Source organism: Pseudomonas sp. Irchel s3h9 (genome assembly GCF_900187475.1).
In the GTDB taxonomy this organism is placed as follows: domain Bacteria; phylum Pseudomonadota; class Gammaproteobacteria; order Pseudomonadales; family Pseudomonadaceae; genus Aquipseudomonas; species Aquipseudomonas neuropathica.
Map to the genome: position 1 here is coordinate 76633 of NZ_FYDH01000017.1, position 25275 is coordinate 101907.

The window sequence follows — 25275 nt, forward strand, 5'->3', positions numbered from 1 at the left end:
GCCATAAACAATGGCTGCAAGTTTCAATATTGATTGAAGGCCTACTTTAATACCTGAGTCAGGTTGTTAATGGCAATTAGTTGGGTCGGTAAAACATGACAATGTTATGAGATGTCGGCGAATGCTTTATTAGTTATTTTTAGTCGGTATCTGTTGATAGTGATGAGCGCACAGGGAGTGCTAATAAGTAACGAGCAATACAGTGTGACCTGCAAAAATATTTATTGCCAGTCATTGAACTAGTTTTGTTTTCGGTTGTTGTCGCCTGTTTGTGTGGAGTGTAACACATCTTCAATAAAACAGGCTTGACACGCTACTTGTCACTCATCCAAAGACGGATAGCACTATGAAGATTCTGGTAACGGGTGGCGCCGGCTATATCGGCTCGCATACCACACTTGCATTGCTTGAAGCCGGTTATGAAGTTGTCGTACTGGATAACCTTTGCAACAGCAGCGAAGCCGCGTTGCACGCGGTTGAAGGCATTTGTGGCAAGAGTGCCTGGATGATCCGTGGCGATGTCTGTGACCGGGCACTGCTCGACCGGATATTCCGCGAGCACAACATCGAAGCGGTGCTGCATTTTGCCGGCCTGAAAGCGGTCGGCGAGAGCGTGCGCAAGCCGCTCGAGTACTACGAAACCAATGTCAGCGGCAGCATCAATCTGTGTCAGGCAATGGCGGCGGCGGGGGTGTTCCGCCTGGTGTTCAGCTCGTCGGCCACGGTGTATGGCGAGCCCGAGCAGATGCCGATTCGCGAGGATTTTCCCACCGGCAATCCGACCAATCCCTACGGCCAGTCCAAGCTGATCGTTGAAAACGTCCTGCGTGACTTGAGCCTGGCCGAGCCACGCTGGAGCATCGCGTTGCTGCGCTACTTCAACCCGATCGGCGCGCACCATAGCGGTCATATGGGCGAAGACCCCAATGGCATCCCGAATAATCTGGTGCCGTACATCAGTCAGGTGGCGGTTGGCAGCCTGCAAGAGCTGTCGATCTTCGGCAACGATTACCCGACAATCGATGGCACGGGCGTGCGCGATTACATCCACGTCGTCGATCTGGCCGACGGGCATTTGAAGGCGTTGCAGTCGATCTCCGAACGCAGCGGCATTCATACCTGGAACCTCGGCACCGGCGATGGCTACAGCGTGCTGCAGGTGCTCCACGCTTTCGAGCAGGCCTGCGGGCAACCGGTGCCGTACCGGATGATGCCGCGCCGCTCCGGGGATATCGCCGAGAGTTGGGCCGACGCCTCCAAGGCGGCAAAAGAGCTGGGCTGGAAAGCCACGCGCAACTTGCAGGACATGGTCACTGATACTTGGCGCTGGCAATCGAACCATCCCCAAGGCTACTCGCGATGATGGCCATTTAGTCCAATGTTATTTTCAGTCAGGTTGTTAGATAACGTCGGGAAATTACACTGGCAATGCCTTTTGCAAATCCGTAGATATAAACCTGCCGTTCGACTTTTATCAGTTGGGTAAGACTGTGAAAGAACGACGGATCATGTTCGCGCTTTTTGCGGACTTGAACTCACCACCGCTAACTCAGGCCGGTTTTTTAACAGGTCGAATGTTAGAAAGGAGTTGATATGAAAAAAGTGATGGCAGTTGCCCTGTTGACGATGTTGAGCAACTGGGCTGCCGCCGCTGAAGCACCGTTGACAGCGGTAACCAATGTAGGTGGCAACGTGGCGGCTTCTCAAGCGCCCGCAGCCAGTACTGCAATGGTTGCCAGTGCTGTAGCGGCGTCTAACAGCGGTGGCAGTGCCAACGGCGGTACCACCGGTACGACGGGTACCACCGGTACAACCGGCACGCATAACTAACAGGAAGTTCTGTTAGTGCAGTACAAGGTCGCCCGACGCAAGTCGGGTGACTTTGTTTTTGGATTCGCCCTTGAATAGCGTAGTGCCATTATGACTCGTAGTGTTTATCTTTTAATGTTGGCAAGTCTCGCTTTGCAAGGTTGCATGTTTTCCCCCGGTCAATACCTCAGCACCAGTGACATCACCCGCCAGGGTGCCAGCGAAAGCAGCCGGGTCGAGCTGATTCCGATCACGCCGAAGCTGATTGCCATGAACCGCGCCACGCAGAAGCGTGAGTCGCTGCCGCCGGAGCTGTTGGCGACGCCGGCCGAATACCGCATCGGCAACAATGATGTTCTGTATATCACCGTGTGGGATCACCCTGAGCTGACGGCCCCGTCCGGCGCGCAACAACAGATCGATGCCAACGGCCGTCTGGTGCGCTCCGATGGCACGCTCTATTACCCGTTCATCAAGGAAGTCCAGGCCACTGGCCGGACCATCCAGCAACTGCGCTCGGACATTGAACAACGGCTGTCGGCGTTTATCGCCGAGCCGCAAGTAGATGTCGCGGTGTTGCGTTTCGCCAGCCAGAAAGTCGTGGTGACCGGCGCGGTAACCAAGGCCGGCCCGCAAGCGATTTCCACCAATCCGCTGAGCGTGGTCGAAGCCCTCGGTTCGGCCGGCATCGACACCAACAACGCCGATTTGTCCGGGCTGTTGCTGACGCGTAAGGGCCGCACTTATCCGCTCAATCTCGACTCGCTCAATCAGCAGGATTCCGAGTTGCAGAACGTCTACCTCAAGGGTGGCGATCAGCTGTATCTGCCGTACAACGACAACAAGCGCATCTACGTGATGGGCGAGGTCAACCAACCGCGTGCACTGAGTTTCAAGACCGCGACGATGAACCTCACCGACGTGCTGGGTTCGGTTGGCGGCCTGGCTCAGACCACCTCCAATGGCAACGCTGTGTATGTCATTCGTGGCGTGGAAAACCTTGATGTCGAACCGGCGAAGATCTACCAGCTGGAAGCCGAATCGCCGACCGCCATGGCCCTCGCTTCGCACTTCGAAGTGCGCCCGCAAGACGTGGTGTATGTCGGGCCTGCGAACGTGACTCGCTGGAACCGTCTGATCAGCCAATTGGTGCCGTCGGCATCGATTGTCGGCACTGGCGCTTCCGCTGCGAAGAACTGGAGCGAATACAGTAACAACAGCAAATAAGGTCGCCGACTTTGAACATTTTGAAAGTTGGCCTGTGCCTGATGGCGGCCTCGTTGCTGTGCGGCTGTAACCCGCTGATGAGCGCTTCGTTAAATAACCTTAAAGCGGCGGTCGTCGGCCCGGATGAGGTCGACGTGTCGGCGGCCGAAGTGGCCGGGGTCAATTACCCGCAACTGAAACTGACCACGCCGTCCGGCTCCGGCGTGCTGGCGCTGGTGCGCGAACGGGAAGACCTGCAGTTCTGGGTCGCCTCCGGTAAACAAGTGTTACTGCTGCGCAATGGCCTCGCCGTACGCAGCATTGGCTTGGGTCTGGAAGGCGATCTCGATGGCACGCGGCTGGCCGATGACTCGCCGTTCAAACAGGGCCTGCATCACGTCGCTGACGGTTTCACCACTCGGCGCTGGATCGACCTCTACAAAGGTCAGGAAGTCGGGGTGATCGTCAACAGCCGCTTCTCCCGCCGTTCCGAACAGACCCTGCAGATTCTCGACAAGGAATACACCGTGCTGCGTGTCGATGAGCAGATTGACGCCCCGGCCATCGGCCTGAGCGCGACCAATCGTTACTGGGTCGACCCGCGTGACGGTTTCATCTTGCAGAGCGAGCAGCAGCTGACGTCGCAGTTGCGCGTCAAGGTCGTGCAACTGACCCCTGATCGCAGGCACCTGCCGTGATGCGCCTGAAAATGTTATCGGCGAGCTTGATGCTGGTCGCGAGTGTGAGTCAGGCGGCCGTCACGGTGTCGGGTGATGTCGCCAATCCCGGGCCGGTCGCGTTGCCACCGGGTGGGCGCTTGCTCGATGTGATCAGCGAAGCGGTGCCGAATGCCGAAGGCTATTGGCTGGCGGGCGGCTTGCTGCGGCAGTCGCTGATTGAGGAGCAGACACGGCTCAAGGTCGGTGTGCTGTTTGATCTGGATGTGCTGCAACGCATGTCGATGCTGTTCGACCGGCCGAGTCGGGCGGCACTGGCGCAGCGCATTGCCGAACAAGTGCGGCAGATGCCGGTAACGGGGCGGCAGATCGCCGATCTCGATCCGGTGGCGTTGGAAGTCGGCTTCGCGCGCAACATTCGCCTCGATGACGGCGATCGTCTGATCTATCCGAAGCGCGTCGACGAAGTGCAAGTGCTCGGTGCCGTCGCCGAGCCGTGCCGCTTGCCGTATCAGCCGTTGCAGGAGGCCCGTGAGTATCTGCAAGGCTGTTCGATTCTGGCCGATGCCGAAGCCGATTACCTGTGGCTGATCCAGCCCAACGGCGCGTCGCAACGTGTCGGTATCGCCCACTGGAATCGCGAGTCCGGACACTTTCCCGTGGCCGGCAGCAAGATTCTGGTGCCGTTGAAAAATGATGATCTTGATCCGCCTCTTCCTGAGCTGAATCAGCAGTTGGCCGAATTCATTGCCACGCAGCTGGCCGAGGTGGTTCGTTGAAGTTACGTTTTGCAGCTGTGTTGTTATTGCCCTGCGGTCTGGCTCATGCCGAGCCGCGCATTACCCAGAATGACTTCGGTGGCACCGGTCTTTTGCAGACGCCGACCGCGCGCATGGCCCCGGCCGGCGAGTTGAGCGTCAACGCCAACCGCACCGAACCGTACAGCCGCTACAGCGTTTCGCTGCAGCCGCTGGACTGGCTCGAAGGCTCGTTCCGCTACACCGCGATCACCAACCGGCCGTACGGCTCGGAGGCCCTCAGCGGTAGTCAAAGCTATAAGGACAAGGCGGTCGACGTCAAAGTCCGGCTGTGGCAGGAAAGTCACTGGCTACCCGATGTGGCCCTGGGCTTCCGAGATATCGGTGGTACCGGTCTGTTCTCCAGTGAATTTTTCGTCGCCAACAAACGCTACGACAACTTTGATTTCAGCGCCGGGATTGCCTGGGGTTACCTCGGTAATCGCGGCGACATCGACAACCCGTTGGGCTATGTCAGCGATCGCTTCGATACCCGTCCGGCCCTCGAGGGCACCGGTGACGTCAACTCGGGTTCGTACTTCCGTGGCCGGCCGTCGTTCTTCGGTGGCGTGAGCTATCAGACGCCGTGGGATCGTCTCAGCCTGAAACTCGAATTCGAAGGCAACGACTACAAGCATGAGCCGAAGGACAACGAGATCAAACAGGACTCGCCGATCAACCTTGGCGCGGTATTCAAGGTGACCGATTCGGTCGATGTCAGCGCGGCGTGGGAGCGCGGTAATACGGCGATGTTCGGCGTGACCTTCCACACCAATTTCGTCAGCCGCAAAGCGCCGGCCAAGACCTACGACCCGACCCCGGAACCGCTGCCGGCGAAGGCACCGACCACGGCGATGGATCAGGTCAACTGGGCCAACGTCTCGCAGCGTTTGCAGCAGAATGCCGGCTACAAGGTCGAGCGCATTACGCAGCGTGATTCCGAGCTGATCGTCTATGGCGAGCAGCAGCGTTACTTCCATTCGTCCAAGGCTGTCGGGCGGGCGAGCCGGATTCTCGACAACAGCGTCAACGACGACATCGACTGGTTCACTGTGGTCAACAAGCGCTACGACTTGCCGCTGGAAGAAACCAGTTTGCCGCGCCAGACCTTCCGCGAGGTGATCAACAACGAAGAGCCGCTGCAGTCGCTGCACCGCACCACCGAGATCAACCCGGCGATGCCACACAACGAGAAGACCCTGTACACCGAAGCACCGCAGCATTTCAGCTATGGCGTGGGGCTGGGCTTCAAGCAGAACGTCGGCGGTCCGGATGGCTTGCTCTATCAATTGAGCGCCGATGCCGACGCTGAATACCGTTTCAACCGCAACACTTGGTGGAGCGGTTTGCTCAGTGCCAACCTGGCCAACAACTTCGATAAATTCACCTACGACGCGCCGAGCGGCTTGCCGCGTGTGCGCACGGATTTGCGTCAGTACCTGACCACGTCTAACACGACCATGCCGTTATTCCAGGTCAGCCATGCCGAGCAACTGGATAAAGACTGGTATGGGATGGTGTATGGCGGTTATCTGGAGTCGATGTTTGCCGGTGTCGGCGGTGAAGTGTTGTTCCGCCCGACCGGTGAGCGCTGGTCGGTGGGGGCGGATCTGAACTGGGTGCGTCAGCGCGATTTCGATCAGGGTTTTGCTTTGCGTGATTACTCGGTGGTGACCGGGCATGTCACGGCGTATACCGATTTGCCGTTCGATACGTTGGCGGCGGTTAGCGTCGGCCGTTATCTGGCCGGGGACTGGGGCGGTACGCTGGACATCTCGCGCGAATTCTTCAATGGCGTGCGTTTTGGTGCGTGGGCGACGATCACCACGGCGGGCAGTGCGGAGTATGGCGAAGGTAGTTTCGACAAAGGCATCTACCTGTCGATCCCGTTCGACGAAATGATGAGCATGTCGACCATGCGTCGCGCCAACCTGGTCTGGGCCCCGCTGACCCGTGACGGTGGCGCGCGACTGAGCCGCAGCTACCAATTGCACTCGATGACCGATAGCCGGGAAGGGGACATGTTTTATCGGAATTTCGAGAAGATCACGGAGTAAGCGCGGATATCCGAAGCACCTCTGAAACCTGTGGGAGCTGGCTTGCCAGCGATGAGGTCGACACATTCAATATTGATATTGGCTGACCCGCCGCCATCGCTGGCAAGCCAGCTCCCACAGGTTATGTGTCTAGCCACAAGGCTTGAGCCAACCACAAATCCCCTGTAGGCCTTCGCCTGCTCGCGATAGCGTCAAACCAGTCGACAATCCCTGTTGCCTGACACACCGTCATCGCGAGCAGGCTCACTCCTACATTGGTTATTTGTCACGCCACAAATCCCGAGCCAATCCCGAATCCCTGTGGGAGCTGGCTTGCCAGCGATGAGGTCGGCACATTCAATATTGATATTGGCTGACCCACCGTCATCGCGAGCAGGCTCACTCCTACATTGGTTATTTGTCACGCCACAAATCCCGAGCCAATCCCGAATCCCTGTGGGAGCTGGCTTGCCAGCGATGAGGTCGGCATATTCAATATTGATATTGGCTGACCCACCGCCATCGCGAGCAGGCTCACTCCTACATTGGTTATTTGTCACGCCACAAATCCCGAGCCAATCCCGAATCCCTGTGGGAGCTGGCTTGCCAGCGATGAGGTCGGCACATTCAATATTGATATTGGCTGACACACCGTCATCGCGAGCAGGCTCACTCCTACATTGGTTATTTGTCACGCCACAAATCCCGAGCCAATCCCGAATCCCTGTGGGAGCTGGCTTGCCAGCGATGAGGTCGGCACATTCAATATTGATATTGGCTGACCCACCGCCATCGCTGGCAAGCCAGCTCCCACAGGTTATGTGTCTAGCCACAAGGCGTGAGCCAAACACAAATCCCTGTGGGAGCAAGCTTGCTCGCGAAGGCGTCAGCACAGTCAGTATCATCATTGCCTGACCCGCCGCTTTCGCGAGCAGGCTCGCTCCCACAGTTTTTGCATCCATCCAAGATCCGATTCCATCCTCAAATCCCAGGCACAAAAAAGGGGACTTTCGTCCCCTTGCGGTATCCAGCTTCGAACCTCAGTAAATATCTTTCGACAGCAACGTAAACGGTGTCTTCACCAGGATCTTCAGATCCAGCCACAACGACCAGCTGTTGATGTACTGCAGGTCAATCTCGACACGCTTCTGCATCTTGTCGATGGTGTCCGTCTCACCCCGGCAGCCGCTGATCTGGGCCAGCCCGGTGATCCCTGGTTTAATCCGGTGACGCGCCATGTACGCGAGGATTTTCCCCGAGTAGTAGTTGTTGTGCGCGACGGCGTGCGGGCGTGGGCCGACCAGGGCCATATGTCCCTGCAATACGTTGAACAGTTGCGGCAGTTCATCCAGCGAAGTGCGGCGAATAAAGCGACCGACTGCGGTGATGCGCGAGTCATTACGGCTGGCCTGCTTCACGTCACGGTCATCGTGAACACGCATCGAGCGGAACTTCCAGACCTTGATCACCTTGCCGTTCCAGCCATGCCGATCCTGTTTGAAAAACACCGGGCCTGGCGAGTTGATCTTCACCGCCAGCGCAATGATCAGCAGGATCGGGCTCAGCGCGATGATCGCCAGAAACGCCACGGTTTTTTCCACCAGACTCTTGCTCAAAGCAGCGGTAGGGCGACTGGTCAGCGGGCTTTCGTTCAAGTAGATCGCCGGCAGACCGTCCACGACCTTCACCGAGTGATTGAGCAGCGTCAGACTGTTCAAGTCCGGCACCCACACCACGTCGACGTTGGCACCCAGCAAGGCACCATAAATCGCCTCGATTTTCGCGGCTTCACACAGCGGCAGGGTGATGTACAAGCGGCGGATGTCATGCGCCTCGATCAGCTCCAACAACTGTTCCTGATCGCCGACCACACGCGGTGCATCGGAATCCAGTGCAGACACATCGCCATTGCTGACCAAACCTACCAACGGCAGATTTTCCAGTTGGCTGAGCTTCTTTGCCAGACCCAGCGCCAGTTCGCCGGTGCCGACGATCAGCGTCTTGTGCTCGCTTTTACGCGACCGTTGGTAGTACTTGGAAAACGCATGCAGCGGAGCGTAGAGAAACGCCTGACCGAGGAAGCCATACACCGCCCAGCTCAGAATCACCTGCCGCGAAAACAGCTCATCGGCCTGGCAGACAAAGGCGATGCACGCCAGCGCCGCCATGGTCATCGACCAACCCATGAACAACCGACCGAGACCGGTCAGGTAGTTGTCACGCTTGCGATAAACACCGCTAAACGTATACGCCGGCACCGACGCCAGTACCGCCAGGGTTGCACACATCCGGTAGTAGAACGCGACCGTCCCGGTGTGCTGCTCGGCGAGTATGAACAACAGCGTCACGACAAAGCCTTGTGCCAGCGCCCATTGGCCCCAAAAGGTCAGTCCCTTGAGGCCTGTGCTTCGATTGATACTTAAAGAAAGATCCATACGGTATCCCCAAAAGACGTCCATTCAGGTTTCAACAGTTGAAATCCGAGTTGTTATGCAGACTTATTGTTTTTGTTTTAACGAGTGTCCTGAGGTAACAACATCGATATGCCGAACTGTCGTCAGTCAATAGACTAAGTTATTGGCTGGAATGGTGTCTGACGAGTTCTAACAAGATGGCACAGTGCCAACTTTTTAATAATTAAATAGAAGGGTGTTAGAAAAGGTCGTAGAGCGAGGGGTGAATAAAGTATGTTGTATTTGTTACTGTTGGAGGGTGGAGGCAGGGAATATTTACTTCAGGGAGGAAGATCAAGCCAAACAGAGTGCTCTTGTTGTTTTTGTAATCGCACTTTTTTCTGTTTGTTCTGTTCGTGGAGGTCTTGCGGGGTTACGCGACGACTTCCTGAATCAGGCAATAACCGCGGTTTCTGACAGCACGAAACAGTCGCTCACCATTACTGGCGCTTTTGAATTTGTCTTGCAGGCGACTCAAGCACATTTCCAGGCCGCGATATTGTTCCGGTTCTCGACCGATGCTGAGAATCAGCTCGTCACGACTGACAACACGCTCTTCATGGCTGAGCATTTTTCTGACCAGTGCTGTTTCCAGGCCAGTCAGGCTGATTTCGACATCTTCTTTGACCAGTGCACCCTGAGCGGGGTCGAGATGCCAGGTTTCATTGCCGGGCATATCACCTTCAACGGCAGGTGGCATGTTGCGGGATTCCCCGGTAATGACCGGGACATTCTGGAAAGGATTAGCCGATTGCGCGGCGCGCCATTCGGACTCGAGCGTGGCCACTATTCGCTGAGTATCGTGTTCGATACTGCGCGGGATATTTTTTCGACTGATGCCTGGATATGTGAACTCCATCACCATTGGAGCGGAAGAGGGCGAATCAACCCCTTCAAACGAATTGAAACGTTCACTGGACAGCATGCTCTCCAGTTCGCGTTGCGACGTTGTACTGTGAGTCACGACAACAAAATATTTCCTTGGGAGGGTTGTACTAGTTTCCATGTCTCTCTCCTGAATACATACCAAAATTGGCTAAAAGATAAATCGGCAGGCGAGCAATGACTTCCTCGGAAGTAATCGATAGGCAGGGTCTGGGCCCAAGATTGGCCCTCGATAAATTCCACTCGATCTGCTGCTATGTTATGGAGTTTTATTGTTATGGGGCGTGTTGTCGCGCTCATTCAATTGCTTGATTTCAAACAGGCGTGAAGCAGAACGGGAGCTATATGGTTGCATTAGACGATCCTTCGTACGTATGCAAATGGGATGGCTGCCCGAGAGTCAGGCAGTCGATATCAGACCCCGCAGCAGGCGATAGCCATAGCCGCGAATGCTCTGAATCGCGTTTGTACCATACATGTCCTTGATTTTTCCACGCAAGCGACTGATTGACTTCTCCAGCGCTCGAGGGTCGTAGAAATTGGTGTTGAGGCCCATGATGCTGGCGATTTCATCATGGCTCAGAATGTGATTACTGGTTTGCGCGAAGGCTTCGAGGATCTTCATTTCGGCAAACGAGATATCGAGTTTCTTGCTGGTGCCCATCAGGCAGATACGCGTCGGATCAAGCGTCAGATCGATATCGCGTTGCCATTCTTCGCTGTTGAAGAACTCGCCCAGCAACTCGGCGCCATCGTCGGAAAGGGTATTGAGCTTGATACAAACATCCGCGCCAGCCAGATAATATTTGATCTTGTTGAAGGCGCCGCGACCGGTGATGACCGCGCAAATGATCGGTTTCAAGTTGTCGCTGCGCAGGTTCTCGATCAGGGCAAGATTGTCTTCGAGGGCCTGAGGGCTGTCGATAACCAGGAAGATCGCTCGATACGAACCAGACTGTCCATTCAACTGATATGAACTAGTGTACGCGCTGGCTTCGAGCGCCATATCGGTACGTATATGCTGGGCGACTAGCGCTTTGAAATGTTCAGCCACGCCACGGGTACGACCCAGAGTAAGAACACCAGGTTCGTCGTTTGTCGGGCGCGGGCTTCTAGTCGCTAAGTTCGCTGAGAGCATCATGCATTGACTCGAATTAAGTGCTGACATCGGGATGTTAAAGCACCGGTTCTCATCTGTGACTGACAATTGGTAACATTCACGCGATTTTTAGACGTGGCTCCCGAGTTTTCTAACAATAATTAAGCTTTTCAAGCTTTTAGTTGATTTTCTCGGAGGGGTGAACTACTGCTTAGATGGTGGCGATATGCAATGGTGCCACTATTTTGAGCTTATTGCGATGGCTATCTCTATGTCTATCTGCCACTGTCTGGCCATCTCTGAATAATGTGATTTTGATCACACTTTATTGTCAGAGCAACTTTTTTTGCAAAAGACCTAAATATTTTCTGCGTAGTTCGTCGGCCGACGATTATTAACATGGCTTGAGTGTGGCAATTCATAAGACCTATTCTTTGAGATCAAAAGATCGTCCGATCGCGGCCCGAACCTTCGGCAGCTCCTACAGGGGAATGCATTTCAAAATGTAGGAGCTGCCGAAGGCTGCGATCTTTTGATCTTCATATACGCCAATTGTGTAACTTCAGATACTCAACCCCTGAGTGTTATTACCCGGTCGCTCACCAAGAGCGCTCTGACGGAGGATTAATGGATTTCTGGACCCTTTTCCAGGTGTTGATATTAGGTGCGGTAGAAGGCCTGACCGAGTTCTTGCCGATCTCGAGTACCGGCCACCAGATCATCGTCGCCGACTTGCTGGAATTCGGCGGCGAACGCGCCATGGCCTTCAACATCATTATTCAACTGGGTGCCATTCTTGCCGTCGTCTGGGAGTTTCGACCGAAGATCTTCGACATCATCAAAGGCCTGCCCACCGAACGTAATGCACAACGCTTCACCCTCAACTTGCTGATCGCTTTTCTGCCCGCCGTGGTCTTGGGCGTATTGTTCGCCGACGCGATCCACGAATACCTGTTTAACCCGATCACCGTCGCCGTGGCACTGGTGGTCGGCGGCATCATCATGTTGTGGGCCGAACAGCGCAGCCATGTGATCAGCGTCGAACACGTCGACGATATGCACTGGTCCCACGCACTGAAAGTCGGATTCGTACAATGCCTGGCGATGATTCCCGGCACCTCGCGCTCCGGCTCGACCATCATCGGTGGCCTGCTCTTCGGCCTGTCGCGCAAAGCCGCCACCGAGTTCTCGTTCTTCCTCGCCATGCCCACCATGGTCGGCGCCGCCGTGTACTCCGGCTACAAATACCGCGATCTATTCCAGCCCAACGACTTGCCAGTCTTCGCCCTCGGCTTCGTCACCGCGTTCATCTTTGCGATGATCGCCGTGCGTGGCTTGCTCAAGTTTATCGCCAACCACAGCTACGCCGCGTTCGCCTGGTATCGGATCGCGTTTGGTTTGTTGATTCTGGCAACGTGGCTGTTTGGCTGGGTCAACTGGACCGCCGCAGCGGCCGCCTGATCACTGAGCGCTGATCAACGCCGCAACGGCGAGATCGTTTAACGCCGAATCCGGCGACTCCTGTCGATAGCGCTGCAAGGCCGAGGTGAAATACGCGGCCTGCAGCATGCCGTCGCTGGCCAGATAGAGTCGCGCGTCTTCCTGTTCTTCAGCAGAGTAAACACGTTTATGGCTGTCGGTCGTTTCCTGGCTAGACGAAATAGGCGCGAGGAATAAAGACACCAGGGTGAAGCCGGAAAACTGCGTCACCTCCCACGGCGTATCGGTACGGCCCATACAAAAGCCATCGCAGTGCGCATAAACGTCGGAAGTGAAGCTGAACAAGGCGAGGAGGGTGAAGCGCTTGAAAGCAGAAAAAGTAAACGCGGGCATAAACAAAAGACATCCTGTCAGTACAACAAAACAGCGGGCAACGCTCATGCGTCGCCCGCACACTCAAACCATCAATCAACGACCTTCAAGCAACTCGGCCGCCTGATCCAGCAACGCCAGCGGATCCTTGGCCTTGTGAATATCCACCGACAACAACTGACGGAATTTCCGCGCCCCCGGGAACCCCGTGCCCAAGCCCAGCACATGGCGCGTGATGTGATGCATCGCCCCACCGGCCAGCAAATGCTCGGCTATATAAGGACGCAACTGCGCCAACGCCTCAGCCCGACTGATCACCGGCGCCGAACTGCCGAACAACTGCTGATCCACCTCCGCCAGCAAATACGGATTGTGATAAGCCTCACGCCCCAACATCACACCGTCGAACGTCTGCAAATGCTCATGGCAAGCCTCCATCGTCTTGATCCCGCCATTCAGCACAATCTCCAACCCCGGAAAATCCGCCTTCAGCTGCGCCGCCACGTCATAGCGCAAAGGCGGAATATCGCGATTCTCCTTCGGCGACAACCCCTCCAGAATCGCAATCCGCGCGTGCACGGTGAAACTGGTGCACCCGGCATCGCGAACAGTGCCGACGAAATCGCACAGCTCCGCGTAACTGTCCCGACCGTTGATGCCGATGCGATGCTTCACCGTCACCGGAATCGACACAGCGTCTTGCATTGCCTTCACACAATCCGCCACCAGTTGCGGATGACCCATCAGGCACGCGCCGATCATGTTGTTCTGCACACGATCGCTTGGGCAGCCGACGTTCAGGTTTACCTCGTCGTAACCGTGCTCCTGAGCCATGCGGGTGCAGGCGGCCAGATCCAATGGGACGCTACCGCCCAACTGCAGCGCGAGAGGGTGCTCGGCTTCGTTGTGACGGAGGAAACGTTCGTGATCACCATTGAGGAGCGCGCCGGTGGTGACCATTTCGGTGTAGAGCAGAGCGTTCTTCGACAGGAGGCGTAGGAAGAAACGGCAATGGCGGTCAGTCCAATCCATCATGGGCGCAACGGAGAACCTTCTAGACAGCGTAGAGCCTGTGTTTGTTGGGTATGTAGCTGATTTATGTACCATTTTGCTCTACGTGTTCTAGGCCGATTTCAGGGGGTAAATAGGCGTTTTCGAAGGTCGGTTGGTACAATGTACCAATCACTTTTCAAATTGTACCAGTTGACTATGGCCACGATCAGAGCACGGAAACGCACCGACGGCAGCACCAGTTACACGGCACAGATACGCCTGTTTCGCGATGGGGTGCAAGTTTACCAAGAGAGTCAGACCTTCGCCCGAAAACAGGCCGCACAGGCTTGGGTGCGTAAAAGAGAAACCGAGCTGGACGAACCAGGTGCGATCGAGCGGGCGAACCGACCTGGTGCGACGATCAAGGAAATGATCGATCGCTACTTGGCTGAAATGACCAAGGCGCGCCCTCTCGGGAAAACGAAGCTCGGTACGTTGAAGGCAATTAGCGAGTGCTACCTGGGAAAGTTGAACGACAGAGATATAAGCAGCCAGCACCTGGTCGAGTATGCGTTATGGCGCATGGGCAAGGAGGGTGGGGGCGTTCAGCCTCAGACCGCTGGCAACGATCTCGCACACCTGGGCGCGGTTCTCTCGATCGCTCGACCCGCATGGGGTTATGAGGTGGATCCGCATGCAATGGTGGACGCGCGCCGAGTATTAAAAAAGCTCGGTTACAACATGAAAAGCCGCGAACGCGATCGCCGGCCCACCCTAGACGAACTCGACAAGCTGCTTAAACACTTCCGGGATATCCAAACCCGTCGTCCAACTTCTATCAACATGCTTAAGCTGACGGGTTTCGCGTTGTTTTCCACGCGTAGGCAAGAAGAGATCACTCGGATCCTATGGGATGACTTAGACGAAGCGGGCCAGCGGGTGCTGGTTCGTGACATGAAGAATCCAGGCCAGAAGATCGGTAACGACGTCTGGTGTCATTTGCCGCCAGAAGCATGGGCGATACTTCAGACCATGCCTAGAGTGTTGCCTGAGATTTTTCCTTACAGCGCTGAATCCGTGTCCACGTCCTGGACAAGGGCCTGCAAAATCCTGGGCATCGCAGATCTGCACTTTCACGATCTGCGCCACGAAGGCGTCAGCCGGCTTTTCGAAATGGACTGGGATATTCCGCGAGTGGCGAGTGTATCGGGACATCGAGATTGGAACTCGATGCGCCGTTATACCCACCTGCGCGGGCGAGGGGATGTTTATGCAACTTGGGAGTGGTTCGAGCGCATCCTGCAGGCGCCCGTAAAGCTGGGCGCCAAAACGTTGAAGTGAGTTACCTGCTGCGCGGCGCGCTGTTCAGTTGGTTACTTTCTTTGACTGCTGCAGCGCGCTGCTCATCTAGGTAAGCCGACAGGTCTGCAATATGAATACCTTTCGCGCTTTTCTGACTCGGCTCCATGCGAGTGATAGGGAGCTTTATCTGGCCGGCCCCCACTTTGCGTTGGAACATGTCTGTTGTCAGATGCGTGAAATAATCCTGACACACTCGATCCAGCGGAATTACCACTTGGCCATTGTATTGAGCCATCAGTACAAACAACGTTTTCATAGTGCGATTCCTTCGAGTGAGTGAGGTCGATCAATTGGGGTTAGGTTGGCTGTTGAGTTGCCAGCCAGTAGTTGAGCGACAACAGCGAACTCTGCCGCGTCGATGTCGCCCAACTCCTTGGCGAATGTGGTAAGGCATTCAAGACGGATACGCGCTACTTCGGTTTTCCGTACCCGATAATCAAACAGTGCTGTACCTACGATTCTGATAGCCATCAGATGCCGCGTGTGGGGGTCACTGTTGTTGAGTGTGTTAGCCTTCGAATCACTGCCGCTTTGGTGCTTTACTTCCATGGTGTTGCCCTCGGTGGTGGTTGATGTCGGGGAGGTGCAACTCCTCGACATCGCTTCTTTTTTTCGTCAGTCCTGGCGGGCCAGGTGAATGATTAGGCCCGCGTACTTCGGATCTTCCTTAGTGCAGGACTGCCATTCGAGTACTCTCAAAATCTGCTGTGGGCTGCACGCGTCCACTAGGATTTCGCGTTGGCCACCTGCGGCACGAACCTCAAGAATCTGCAGCAGTCCGTCCTCCCCATAAGCACCGGCCTGAATGACCGGCTGGCATTCGCCGATCCCTTCCATCCGGTTCTGGATCTCCCGCAGCATGCTTGTTTTGCCGTCGCCGGCATTGCCCATAAAGACTTGGATTTGCATCGGTGTAGCCTCCTTTTCACGCTTTGAAGATCCAGCACTTGACTGTGGTAGGGCGACCCGGCGCCAAGGGTGTCCTGCTGTTCATGGCTGCGCGGACTGCGCTATGTACGGCCTTGTTTGCTTCCAGAAACTTGTGCGAGCGGGACTCTTTCAGTAGGTCACGCAGGGTGGCCACGTCCGCCAGTTTCTGTTTGTGTTCAGCAGCTCGTTCGCTGAATTCGTTGAGGTTGATCGCGATGACGCTCGGGTCACTGCTGTGATCAACCAAGGGGTCATCGTTGAGAGATTCGAGGTAGTCGTAGACTTCCCAGAATTCAGCAACGGCCGGGTGGTCGGAGCTGATCGAAGCCTGGCGCTCAATCGCCATGCGGACGATTTGGCGCTGGGTCGCGGCTATTTGAGGCTCATCCAGTTTCAGAATCAGACGCAGTGCATCGAGTAGCGAAAGCAACTGAGCGTGGTTCTTGCTGATGCGCTCCACGCGGATATAGCCGCGCAGGTCATAACCACAACTGGTGCAGTTGCCCTGGTCGCTGACGTAGGCCGTACTGCAGGCAAAACAATGCGTGTGCAGGCGGCGCAGCTTCGCTTCGTGTTCGGGTATGCGCTGGGCGAACAGATCCAGTACCGCGGACTCCTTACCCACGGCGCGCAACAGGAAGTGGCTGAGGGTGCCGCCGTCCAGTGCGTTCAACTGATCAGCGGCCGCACGGCTCTCCGGGGTCACGGTCGGGCGTACGAAGTGCAGTTTGACGATGCGCGTCATGATCGCTTCGTGGGCAATCACCGCCGCGTTCTGGCTGATGGCGATCGTTCCCCGAAAGGGCGGTTCGTACGTCTCATTGCCTGCTGTCTTGACGCCTTTGGTGGCCAGCGTGCCGCCGCCGTAGAAGTCTTTCAGCTCATCCCATTCGAAGGTCTTCGCGTGTGCCCGATCGTCGCTGTGGCGATCGGCCTCGAGGAACACCACCGGCATGCCGGAGACTTGGCCCATCAGGCGCGAGCGACCCGCCTTGGTCGACTTCATCGGGTCGAACCCTTCGTAACCCTCGCGGCCGAGCAGTTTCCACAGCAGGTTGAGCAGGGTGGTCTTGCCGGCGCCGGCTTCACCGGTGGCCTCCAGAAACGGAAATGACTGGTAACGCGCGCGGATCTGTTCGCAGAACAGCGAGCCGAAAAAGAACACCAGCGCGACGAAGCCTTGGGCGCCGAAGCAGGTCCACAGCAACCGCACCCACTGCTCGTTGAAGTCTTTGCCGTCCCGCTGCAGCTTGATCGGGACGCCTTTCTGCAGGGTTTTCAGACGCAGCTTGCCGAACTCGAAATAGTCTTCGCTGTTGACCTTGTAGGTGGTGCCGTCCTTGATTGCGATATCGCCATAGACGTAGCAGGCGTATTCCTTGCTGTAGCCCACGTAGTCGATGGTCGACACGGTTTTGATGCCGAACAGCTGGTCCTTCATCAGCTTGTCGAGCTGCTGGCCGCTTCCCGTGAACATGGCACCGGCGGCCATGCCGAGCAGGCGCTTTTTGAATTCGCTGGCGGCGGACAGCTGGCCGCTGGTGAAGGTGTTTTTCACGCTTTCGGAGTCGTGGGGGAAGTCCACGCGCAGGTAATACCAGGACTCGTCGGTGACTTCGTTGCGCTGAAAGTACAGGGCTTGCGGGTAGCAGTTGGCAATCTCTACGACGCTACCGGACTGCTGCAGTGCCTTCTCGCGCTGTTGCGCCTGGTTGAGCAGCTGGTCGTCGTGGTTCTCGCTGTCCTCGATGTCGGACATGGCACGGTTGAATTTCTCCATGTCCAGCTTGAACCAGTACAGACGACTGCCAAAACCCAGGTGAAATTCCCCGCGCTTGTTCCAGTCGTACATGAGCAATGCCTTTTCCGCTGCGCTTTCTGCCAGCAGCAGGGCGCCCTGATGGCGGGCCTGTTTAAGGTCCGAAGCGATCTGTTCGGCGCGCTTGGCATCGTCCTGAATGAAGCTCCAGCGCTGGTGCAGGTCGTTCCAATCAGACTTGCGGCCATCGCGTTGCGGGATCTGTGCTGATTCGCAGACGAAACCCAGGGCTCGGGCTTCGCGGACCCAGCGCCGGGTGTAGGCGTTGGCGCTAGGTTCGTTGTCCAGCGCCCAAACCAACTTAGGCAGCTTGCCGTCTTCACGGGTTTTGATCAGGGCCTTGAGCGAGTCCCCGGGGAACGCGTTGGACGACATGGCCGATACGGCCGCGATGTCGTTGTGTACCAGAGCGATGGCGTCAAAGATCCCTTCAACAATCCAGATTTCCTTTACCTCGAGCAGGTCGACGCAAGGGGGGCACCACCAGACGCCGCGATAGCTGTCCTTGGATTTGAAGCGCGCCTTCATCTTGCCGAAACGGTGCGGCTGATCGATCAGCCGTTCCCACCAGCCGCCTTTTTCCAGGGCGAAACGCACGGTGGCGCTGCCGGCATTGTGTTCGGGCGAGTAGAAGCTTTCCTGCGTGAACCAGCCTTGGATCAACTCAAATCGAAAGCCCCGGGCGAACTCCAGATAAGCCCGTGCAGTGGCGTTGGGGTGCTGGTCCGTAGACGGCGCACGCTTGCTCCAGTCTTCAAACAGGTCGTCGTACAGCTCTTTCACATGCAGGGTATGGCCGCACTTTTCCGGGCGACCACAGATCACCATCCATGGTGTATCGAATCGGGAATACAGCTCCTTTTTCTTGCACTTGGGGCAGGTGCCACCGCGCATGTAATCGGTGCCTACGCGGTGCTTCAGTCCGAAATCGAACTGGAGGCGTTGCAACACGTCGTGGCGGAGATCTTCTTTCATGATTACTTCACTGCTTTGAGGCTGAGGGAGAGGGCGGCCATCAGGCGTTTCTGGGCGGCCATCACCGGAGTTCTTTCGAGGATCGAGCTGTGCCGTTTTTCTTGCGGGACATACCGGTACTCATCCGCATACCAGTAGTTGTTGAGGCTCAAGCGGTACTGCTCACGCATCGCAGCCAGAAGTGCTTCGGCCTCTGCAGGTGGCAGCTGGGTGGTCAGAATTACGGCGTTTCCCATCTTGAAACCTCGATTTCGGGCGCAGCTCACCCAAACCCACGGAGTGCGGGGCAGGTGTTTGTTTGAGGGTTGGTGTTACGAGTTGGCTAAGCGAAAGCGGCCAAGGTCCGGCGCGTTGATGATTCGCTCATAGATGAGGCTGACCGGTACGGCCCATTGTCGGCCGGTCACCGGATCAACGATCACGGTGTGCGTCGACGTGCTGCTCTGGATGTTCAGGCGTTGCCGATCGCGAACGGCGACCATGGTGGTGCCTGCCAGGTGAACGATTTTTTCAGCGACCTGCGTTTGCACGTCATAGTCTGCGACCAGGTGTTGAACAGCCCGGCTGAACAGTTGCTGATCGTCGCTCAGGTGTTCGCAGTGGTGACGCTCAAGAAACGCCAGCGCGGCGCTCTGCAGGACATCCTGGTATTCCGGTACTGCAGACAAATTGTTCATTGAGCCTTTCCTGCGCGGTAGAGAGCGATGGCAGCCAGCACTTCTGCGTGCCTTGCTGCTACGTGGAGGTTATGCGCGTCCATGATGAATTCGGCTTCTTCATCACTGATCGAACCGTCTTCAAGAGCGGCGGCAATTGCTTGATCAACACACCCTCGCTTTGCAGAAACCTGCACGGAGCGTTTGTAGAGTTCGACATTGTCGAGCGTTTCAGGATCGGCCACCGGTACGAACAGTCCCCCATACATCGAGGCGACGTAAGTAGGGAGGTGCTGAGTTCCACAGTCCTGCTCGAGCATGAAAACTTGTAAGTCGCTGAGGGGACTGCAACCAGCATTTTCGTAGGCATGGTTGTCGAATTTTTTGAGCTTCAGACCCAAGCGCGCAGCAGCGGCTTCGCGTCCGCCAGCGTAACTGCGGATGATCTCGCTCATGACTTCTTTGCGAGTGTCTAGGATTGGACTTTTCAACTTCTACTTTTCCCTGTTGAGCGCCGCGATTACTGTTCAATCACGCCGTCTTTGATGCCAAGCAACACGGCGGCGCGATGTGCCTCCCCTCGGCGACCTTTGATCCGACCGTTCAAAAGGTCGCTGACCAAATTTTTGTTCAGTCCATGCTTGCGACTGAACTCCGCGATACTTAGTCCCTTTCGATCGAGAGCCGCCCGGGCTTGCTCGTGCGTAATGGTGGCGGGCATAGTGTTCCCTCTGTTCATTTGTGTTTGTTTGCGTTTGTCTGTGGTGATTCTTGGTCAAAAAAATGATCAAGTCAATGGTGGTGACTAAAAAAATGCTCATAGCGGATCGAGTAGGTGAACGCCTCAGGGAAGAGCGCGAGCGCTTGGGGTTAAATCAAACAGAGTTTGGAGTCCTACTTGGAGTCAGTAGGGGAACGCAAAAGAACTACGAACTGGGAGCTAGCTCCCTAGACCTTCGTTACGTCACGGCCTTGGAAGAGAAGGGGGTAGATGCGGCGTACGTCCTTACGGGACGTCATGCGACACCATTGGGCCAACTTTTTAGCCCCTCGGAAGAACAGATGATCATGCAATTCAGGTCGATCCCTGATGATGATCAGAAGGCGATTCGTCGTTTCCTTGAAGCGATGGCCGACGACGCCGCCCGGCACCGGTCTTAACTCGCAACAATCCCGCACAGTCATTGGGGTATCTCTTATTCCAATGCAGTTGCGCACCCCCCATAAAGTCCATTCAGCAATGCACTTTATGGAGTAGTTAGCATGTTGGATCGCAAGAAGAACGATCACATCAACCTCGAATACGCCGGGTCGGAAACTACCGTACTAACGGACATTGAGCGTCGACTGATCGATCTGTATCGCCGGCTGAGCCGCATTGAACAGCAACAGGTTCGTCGCGTGGCCGAGATACTGGCAATCAACCCAAAGGAGAAAGTAGAGGGCTGACCGTCATTCCTTGAATGATCCCGATCGCCGGCGCTAAAGCGTTGGCGGTTTGTAACTACGCCACCGCCTGCGATCCCAACTGCTCGAAAAGCTCCCGCTGCTTCGCTCGTGGCATTTCCCGCAAGCGATCGATCAACATCCGCTCGAATGTCTGCGATGACGGACTGAGCGTGTGCGAGAACGTCAGATTTGCCACCCACGTGTGCCCGCACTTTGCGTCGAGGCACTGGCAGTACAGTTTTACAAAGGCTCTGGTTACCTCTTCCCGCGAGGCAATCCGGCCCTTGTGTCCGCAATTGCATACAACTCTCATTGTGTCCCTCCCCAGGGGCAGCTGATCGCCACCATATTGCCACAATCTGTAGTGGCTTTCTCTCCGCTTGGCTTTTCATGTAGTTGTATCCACTGCTTCAGGTGCTGGTTTCCAGCTAAAGCGCCTGTCTTCTCGCAGCTTGTCATTCAGTTGGTTGAACAACTGGCAGATCGGCCGGATCTCGTTGCTGGTGTACACGCGATCGATCTTTTCGATGTCTCCGAAACCACCGGTGTTTTCCGGGATGATGCCGGCCAGTGCCGGGTTCATGCGCCAGGCGGCGATAACGTCGTTTCGGGTGATGTTCTTCACCTTCTCCAATTCGTCTTTCGCCTGGAAGTCACCCACGGGGATGATCTGGATAGCGTTTTCTTTGCCGTTGGGGATGTTGACGAACATCGAGCGGAAGTTGCCCACGCCCTTGCTGGCACTGATCTGTGCGCGCAGCTCGTCTTCGTCCTCCTCGGTCAGATCAGGATCGTTGGTGTAGAAGATGTAACCGGCGTGCGCGCCGTTGCTGTAGTACCGACGGCGGAAGAGGGTGGCCGCCTCATTGAGCAGCAGCGCCTGCAGACCGCCCAAGTAATCCGGGATCCCGTAAATATTCTGTTCCACGTCGTAGTCCAGGACGTGGGAAATCTCATGCTGTTCGAACTCCATTTCCTTGTTGTCGGGCAGCAGCATCACGAAACCGCCGTCGACCTTCACCCGCATGTTGATGGCCGGGAGGTGCTGCAGCTCCAGCACCTGGCCGAATGCATTGGTGTCGTTGTAGAAATACGATTCGCCAAACACCATGTAGTCCAGCCCGGCGCGCCCCATCGTCTCGGTGCTGCAGCCGGCCGAGGGGATAAACTCACGCAGCAGCAGGTTGCGTTTGAATTTTGGAATGGCGCCGTGGTGCGCGTTGGCGCGCAGCAGCTTGGCCAGACCAGCCCGTGACACCGGAGGTTTGTAGATCTTGCCGTCGTCGCTGGGGAACACGCCCACGTACTCGCCGATGTTGCCGGACAGCACTTGTTCCGGTTCCCCGAACGTAAATGAGCGCATCGGTTGCTGCGTTGGTTGGGCTACGTGTTGCTTTCTGCGCTTGCGGTTGGCCATGGCTGCTCTGGTTACTCGTGACGTAGCGGCTGCGACGCCGCTTGTTGGTGTTCAAAGGTTCGTTGGACAGGGCGTGCATCACCGCCCAGGCAATGTCGGCGTGACCGGTGGCTTCGGTACGCGATGCGCTGTAGGTGATCTGCCCACTGTTGGTGGCGCCGCGCTTGATCGTCAGGAATGCCTGGGCGATATCGGTCCAGCCGGCGTCCCACTCGATGCGACTGCCTTGGATCGTGTCCTGGGCTTTGAGCACCAGAGCGTTTTTCGCCTCAAGGCTGTAGTGAATCGGTGTTGCCTTGGCGTAGAAGTCGCGCACCAGGTCGAAAACGCCGTAACCCACGCCGGTGACGTCAATGCCGATGTGCTGAACGTTGAAGCGCTCGGTCAGCTTCTTGACCTGTGCAGCCTGGTAGGTGAACGAGTGACCGCGCCAGCTGTGCTTCTCCAGAATCCGGAACTTCGCCCCGGGTTCGAGTGGCGGCGCGATGACCACACAGGTGGCGTCGTCGCGGGTGCGGCTTGGGTCGTAGCCAAGCCAGACCGGGCTGTTGCCAAACGGTCGATCCAGCTCCGCGTTGTAGTCCTCCCACAACGATAGATCCGAGTAGCAGCGTTCCAGATCCTTGAGGCTGAATGCGCTTTGCGTGCTGTCGATGAACTTGCAGTAGAACAGCTGCTGAAATTTGTCTTCGTCGTACTCCAGCTGCAGCTGCTCCAAGTCGAACAGGTCGCAGCCGCCAGCGATCGCATCGTCCAAGGTAATTGTCTTGCGCCACTGACCATCCGGGCACAGCGCGCCCTGCGTGTAAGCCGCTTCGCTCGGCCACACACCGCCGGCCTTCTTGCCGCGTTTGCTGTTGCGGAATTCATCACCCGACCAGAACGGGTACGCCTGGTGCGACACGGCGCTGGGCGTCGAGAAATAAGTTTTGCGCCACTTCTTGTGTGTGCCCATAGCACTGGCCACGGTGCTGAGTTTTTCGAAGTCGCGAATCCAGAAGTATTCGTCCACGTAGACGTGGCCGTGGTAGCCCTGGGCGGTGCTGCTGTTAGTGCTGAGAAAGCGCAGTTCGGCGCCGTTACTCAGTGTGATCGGATTGCCCGTAAGCTCGATGCCGAACCACTGTTGGGCAAACTGGATGATGTAACTACGGAAGATCTCGGACTGCGATCGGCTGGCAGACAGAAACACCTGGTTGTCACCGCTCAGCACGGCGTCCATGAACGCTTCGCCGGCGAAGTAGTAAGTCAGACCGACCTGACGGCTTTTGAGTATGTTCCGGACGCGGCGTGTCAGCGGGTTCTGTTTCGCCTCGAACAGCTCTTTCTGGTAGTCGTACATCTTCGAGATGAATTTATCGAGGAAGTCCACTTCGGTCAGGCCGCTAACGTCGTTCTTGGCCTTCTTTTCCCGCTTCTTACCGCTGCTTTCGCCTCGTTCACGACGTTGACCAGGCTGGCGTTCGCGAGGCTCGTCCGGTGCGTCCGACGGCGATGCCTGTGCAGGCTTGGCCGCAAGTTTTTTCAGCCGCTCAAGCAGGCCCGTCAGTCGCTCCAGTTCGTCCAGTTCGGCTTTCGTCAGCGGATCGATCTTTTCCAGGATCAGGGTGATTCGCCGGTTGACCGCGCTCAACGGTTCTTCATCCGTCAGCATCTCGTCCCAGCCGCCTTGGCGGATCCAGTAATAGACGATTCGGATGTTGGGCAGCTTCAAATGCGCCTGTATTTCCTTTACCGAACAGCGGCGCAGGTAGAGGCGTTTTGCGGCTTCTTTAACTTCGGTCGGGTAGTTCATGGGCCGCAGTCTATGCGGCGAAAACCGCAGAAACGCGGGGTTAAATGCTGCGATCCGCCTATCTCCCAAAAATAGGAGAACCCCGAATTTCAACCGTTTGTTTGGCGGTAAACGGCCTCCTATCGTGGCGGCTCATTCAGCGATTGAGCGCAGTTACCACTCATGCCCCGTTCCCTTGTCTCCTACTGGAAACGTGTCGCCACCAGCGGCCCGACCATTGATGGCCGCGACATCCTTCCCCAGGAACTGCGCGACATCGCCGAGACCTACACCCCGGCCAAATACACCGCTGTGATCTGGTGTGACCACGAACGCTGGACAGGGTCGCACGGCACCGTATTTGCCGTGCGCCTGGTGGAAGAGGGCGACGATCTGGAACCGGGGCAAATTGCCTTGGAAGCGCAGCTGAAACCAAACGACCGCCTTCTGTACCTCAACGACCAGGGCCAGAAGCTGTTCACCAGCATTGAGATCACCCCGAATTTCGCCGGCACCGGCAAGGCCTATTTGACCGGCCTCGCAGTGACCGACGAGCCGGCCAGCCTCGGCACTCAAGAGCTGTATTTCTCCCAGCGAACCAGCCGCGCGGCGTATTACGCCGCTTCGCTGGAACTCGGCCCGCTTCCCGTGACCAAGAACACGACTGAGACCGAGCCGCCGGGCGAGATCGGACGTCTCGCTGCGATGTTCACCCGCTTGTTCAAGTGTTTCGGCATTGAAGACACACCCACCGAAACCACTCCGCAAACCCCAACCGAGAGCAAACCCCCAATGGATGAAGCTACTGCAACGGCCCTCAAAGCCCTGCTGGCCCAGCTGCTGGTCGTCGCCGCTGGCATTCAGGCCGTAATCGAGCCTGCCGCTGAAGACGCACCAGAACCCGATCAGGCCCCTATTGATGACGTAACTGACGCAGTGAACGACATCGTCACCACTGCCGAAGAAGAGCGCGAATTCAAGCGCAACGGCGGCGGTAACAAGGCCGTGCTGGCCGCGTTGGCAGGCCTGCAAAAGCAGTTCACCGAACTGAAGAACACCCCTTCCGGTCGTCAATTGCCGCGCTCCACCGGCGCCGCCGACAAATCCAAAGTGCGGGTGCTCTGAC

26 protein-coding genes are annotated in these 25275 nt (G+C 56.6%); 11 read left to right on the plus strand and 15 right to left on the minus strand.

What is annotated here, in order from left to right; all coding sequences use genetic code 11:
* The first annotated feature begins 346 nt into the window (after positions 1 to 346).
* From galE to CKW26_RS24715, 6 genes are all read left to right on the plus strand, one after another.
* On the plus strand, positions 347 to 1363 hold the full coding sequence (galE, locus tag CKW26_RS24690; RefSeq protein WP_095050492.1) for a UDP-glucose 4-epimerase GalE: 1017 nt from the start codon (positions 347 to 349) through the stop codon (positions 1361 to 1363).
* A gap of 230 nt (positions 1364 to 1593) precedes the next feature.
* Positions 1594 to 1830: a hypothetical protein gene (locus tag CKW26_RS24695; RefSeq protein WP_007910552.1), complete on the plus strand. Its 237-nt coding sequence runs from the start codon at positions 1594 to 1596 to the stop codon at positions 1828 to 1830.
* A gap of 144 nt (positions 1831 to 1974) precedes the next feature.
* The gene (locus CKW26_RS24700) at positions 1975 to 3036 is read left to right on the plus strand and encodes a polysaccharide biosynthesis/export family protein (protein ID WP_052178248.1); all 1062 of its coding nucleotides are present in this window, start codon (positions 1975 to 1977) and stop codon (positions 3034 to 3036) included.
* 11 nt (positions 3037 to 3047) lie between these two features.
* The gene (locus CKW26_RS24705; protein ID WP_095050493.1) at positions 3048 to 3713 is read left to right on the plus strand and encodes a YjbF family lipoprotein; all 666 of its coding nucleotides are present in this window, start codon (positions 3048 to 3050) and stop codon (positions 3711 to 3713) included.
* Positions 3713 to 4471: a capsule biosynthesis GfcC family protein gene (locus CKW26_RS24710; RefSeq protein WP_095050494.1), complete on the plus strand. Its 759-nt coding sequence runs from the start codon at positions 3713 to 3715 to the stop codon at positions 4469 to 4471. The genes CKW26_RS24705 and CKW26_RS24710 overlap by 1 nt, the downstream gene beginning before the upstream one ends.
* Positions 4468 to 6546: a YjbH domain-containing protein gene (locus CKW26_RS24715; protein WP_095050495.1), complete on the plus strand. Its 2079-nt coding sequence runs from the start codon at positions 4468 to 4470 to the stop codon at positions 6544 to 6546. The genes CKW26_RS24710 and CKW26_RS24715 overlap by 4 nt, the downstream gene beginning before the upstream one ends.
* A 1019-nt stretch (positions 6547 to 7565) precedes the next feature.
* On the opposite strand, the gene CKW26_RS24735 is transcribed toward CKW26_RS24715, so the two are convergent.
* The 3 genes from CKW26_RS24735 to CKW26_RS24745 all read right to left on the minus strand — a co-directional run bounded on the left by CKW26_RS24735 (position 7566) and on the right by CKW26_RS24745 (position 11004).
* The gene (locus CKW26_RS24735) at positions 7566 to 8960 is read right to left on the minus strand and encodes an undecaprenyl-phosphate glucose phosphotransferase (protein ID WP_095050498.1); all 1395 of its coding nucleotides are present in this window, start codon (positions 8958 to 8960) and stop codon (positions 7566 to 7568) included.
* Positions 8961 to 9351: 391 nt separating this feature from the next.
* Entirely contained in the window at positions 9352 to 9984 is a 633-nt protein-coding gene (locus tag CKW26_RS24740) for a winged helix-turn-helix domain-containing protein (RefSeq protein WP_093433774.1), read from the minus strand.
* A gap of 279 nt (positions 9985 to 10263) precedes the next feature.
* The gene (locus CKW26_RS24745; RefSeq protein ID WP_095050499.1) at positions 10264 to 11004 is read right to left on the minus strand and encodes a winged helix-turn-helix domain-containing protein; all 741 of its coding nucleotides are present in this window, start codon (positions 11002 to 11004) and stop codon (positions 10264 to 10266) included.
* Between the two features lie 585 nt (positions 11005 to 11589).
* On the opposite strand from CKW26_RS24745, the gene CKW26_RS24750 reads away from it, so the two are divergent.
* Positions 11590 to 12423, plus strand: a complete 834-nt coding sequence (locus CKW26_RS24750; RefSeq protein ID WP_095050500.1) for an undecaprenyl-diphosphate phosphatase — start codon at positions 11590 to 11592, stop codon at positions 12421 to 12423.
* On the opposite strand, the gene CKW26_RS24755 is transcribed toward CKW26_RS24750, so the two are convergent.
* Positions 12424 to 12843 (minus strand): DUF2388 domain-containing protein, encoded by a 420-nt coding sequence (locus tag CKW26_RS24755; RefSeq protein ID WP_245397991.1) that lies wholly within the window; start codon positions 12841 to 12843, stop codon positions 12424 to 12426.
* A gap of 27 nt (positions 12844 to 12870) precedes the next feature.
* Positions 12871 to 13881, minus strand: a complete 1011-nt coding sequence (gene dusA / locus CKW26_RS24760; RefSeq protein WP_095050502.1) for a tRNA dihydrouridine(20/20a) synthase DusA — start codon at positions 13879 to 13881, stop codon at positions 12871 to 12873.
* Positions 13882 to 13983: 102 nt separating this feature from the next.
* On the opposite strand from dusA, the gene CKW26_RS24765 reads away from it, so the two are divergent.
* Entirely contained in the window at positions 13984 to 15108 is a 1125-nt protein-coding gene (locus CKW26_RS24765; protein ID WP_095050579.1) for a site-specific integrase, read from the plus strand.
* Between the two features lies 1 nt (position 15109).
* On the opposite strand, the gene CKW26_RS24770 is transcribed toward CKW26_RS24765, so the two are convergent.
* The 7 genes from CKW26_RS24770 to CKW26_RS24805 form a co-directional block, all read right to left on the minus strand.
* Positions 15110 to 15385, minus strand: coding sequence for a pyocin activator PrtN family protein (locus tag CKW26_RS24770; protein ID WP_095050503.1), 276 nt, complete (start codon positions 15383 to 15385; stop codon positions 15110 to 15112).
* A gap of 359 nt (positions 15386 to 15744) precedes the next feature.
* On the minus strand, positions 15745 to 16038 hold the full coding sequence (locus CKW26_RS24780; protein ID WP_095050505.1) for a hypothetical protein: 294 nt from the start codon (positions 16036 to 16038) through the stop codon (positions 15745 to 15747).
* Between the two features lie 16 nt (positions 16039 to 16054).
* Entirely contained in the window at positions 16055 to 18853 is a 2799-nt protein-coding gene (locus tag CKW26_RS24785; protein ID WP_095050506.1) for a toprim domain-containing protein, read from the minus strand.
* A 2-nt stretch (positions 18854 to 18855) separates the two neighbouring features.
* On the minus strand, positions 18856 to 19089 hold the full coding sequence (locus CKW26_RS24790; protein WP_095050507.1) for a hypothetical protein: 234 nt from the start codon (positions 19087 to 19089) through the stop codon (positions 18856 to 18858).
* Positions 19090 to 19164: 75 nt separating this feature from the next.
* Complete coding sequence (locus CKW26_RS24795) at positions 19165 to 19530, minus strand: hypothetical protein (RefSeq protein WP_064392759.1); 366 nt, start codon at positions 19528 to 19530, stop codon at positions 19165 to 19167.
* Entirely contained in the window at positions 19527 to 20000 is a 474-nt protein-coding gene (locus CKW26_RS24800; protein ID WP_095050508.1) for a YmfL family putative regulatory protein, read from the minus strand. The genes CKW26_RS24795 and CKW26_RS24800 overlap by 4 nt, the downstream gene beginning before the upstream one ends.
* 29 nt (positions 20001 to 20029) lie before the next feature.
* Entirely contained in the window at positions 20030 to 20230 is a 201-nt protein-coding gene (locus CKW26_RS24805; RefSeq protein WP_095050509.1) for a DNA-binding protein, read from the minus strand.
* 92 nt (positions 20231 to 20322) lie between these two features.
* On the opposite strand from CKW26_RS24805, the gene CKW26_RS24810 reads away from it, so the two are divergent.
* Together CKW26_RS24810 and CKW26_RS24815 are read left to right on the plus strand one after the other, a co-directional pair.
* Positions 20323 to 20670 (plus strand): helix-turn-helix domain-containing protein, encoded by a 348-nt coding sequence (locus tag CKW26_RS24810; RefSeq protein ID WP_177409285.1) that lies wholly within the window; start codon positions 20323 to 20325, stop codon positions 20668 to 20670.
* A 102-nt stretch (positions 20671 to 20772) separates the two neighbouring features.
* Positions 20773 to 20958, plus strand: a complete 186-nt coding sequence (locus CKW26_RS24815; protein ID WP_095050511.1) for a hypothetical protein — start codon at positions 20773 to 20775, stop codon at positions 20956 to 20958.
* Positions 20959 to 21013: 55 nt separating this feature from the next.
* On the opposite strand, the gene CKW26_RS24820 is transcribed toward CKW26_RS24815, so the two are convergent.
* The 3 genes from CKW26_RS24820 to CKW26_RS24830 form a co-directional block, all read right to left on the minus strand.
* Positions 21014 to 21271: an ogr/Delta-like zinc finger family protein gene (locus CKW26_RS24820; RefSeq protein ID WP_064392752.1), complete on the minus strand. Its 258-nt coding sequence runs from the start codon at positions 21269 to 21271 to the stop codon at positions 21014 to 21016.
* 75 nt (positions 21272 to 21346) lie between these two features.
* Positions 21347 to 22216, minus strand: coding sequence for a phage portal protein (locus tag CKW26_RS24825; protein ID WP_177409286.1), 870 nt, complete (start codon positions 22214 to 22216; stop codon positions 21347 to 21349).
* Positions 22128 to 24170, minus strand: coding sequence for a terminase large subunit domain-containing protein (locus tag CKW26_RS24830; RefSeq protein ID WP_095050513.1), 2043 nt, complete (start codon positions 24168 to 24170; stop codon positions 22128 to 22130). Before CKW26_RS24830 ends, CKW26_RS24825 begins: the two co-directional genes overlap by 89 nt.
* 162 nt (positions 24171 to 24332) lie before the next feature.
* Here CKW26_RS24830 and CKW26_RS24835 point away from each other — a divergent pair, with 162 nt between their 5' ends.
* The gene (locus tag CKW26_RS24835) at positions 24333 to 25274 is read left to right on the plus strand and encodes a GPO family capsid scaffolding protein (protein ID WP_095050514.1); all 942 of its coding nucleotides are present in this window, start codon (positions 24333 to 24335) and stop codon (positions 25272 to 25274) included.
* Position 25275 lies beyond the last annotated feature (1 nt).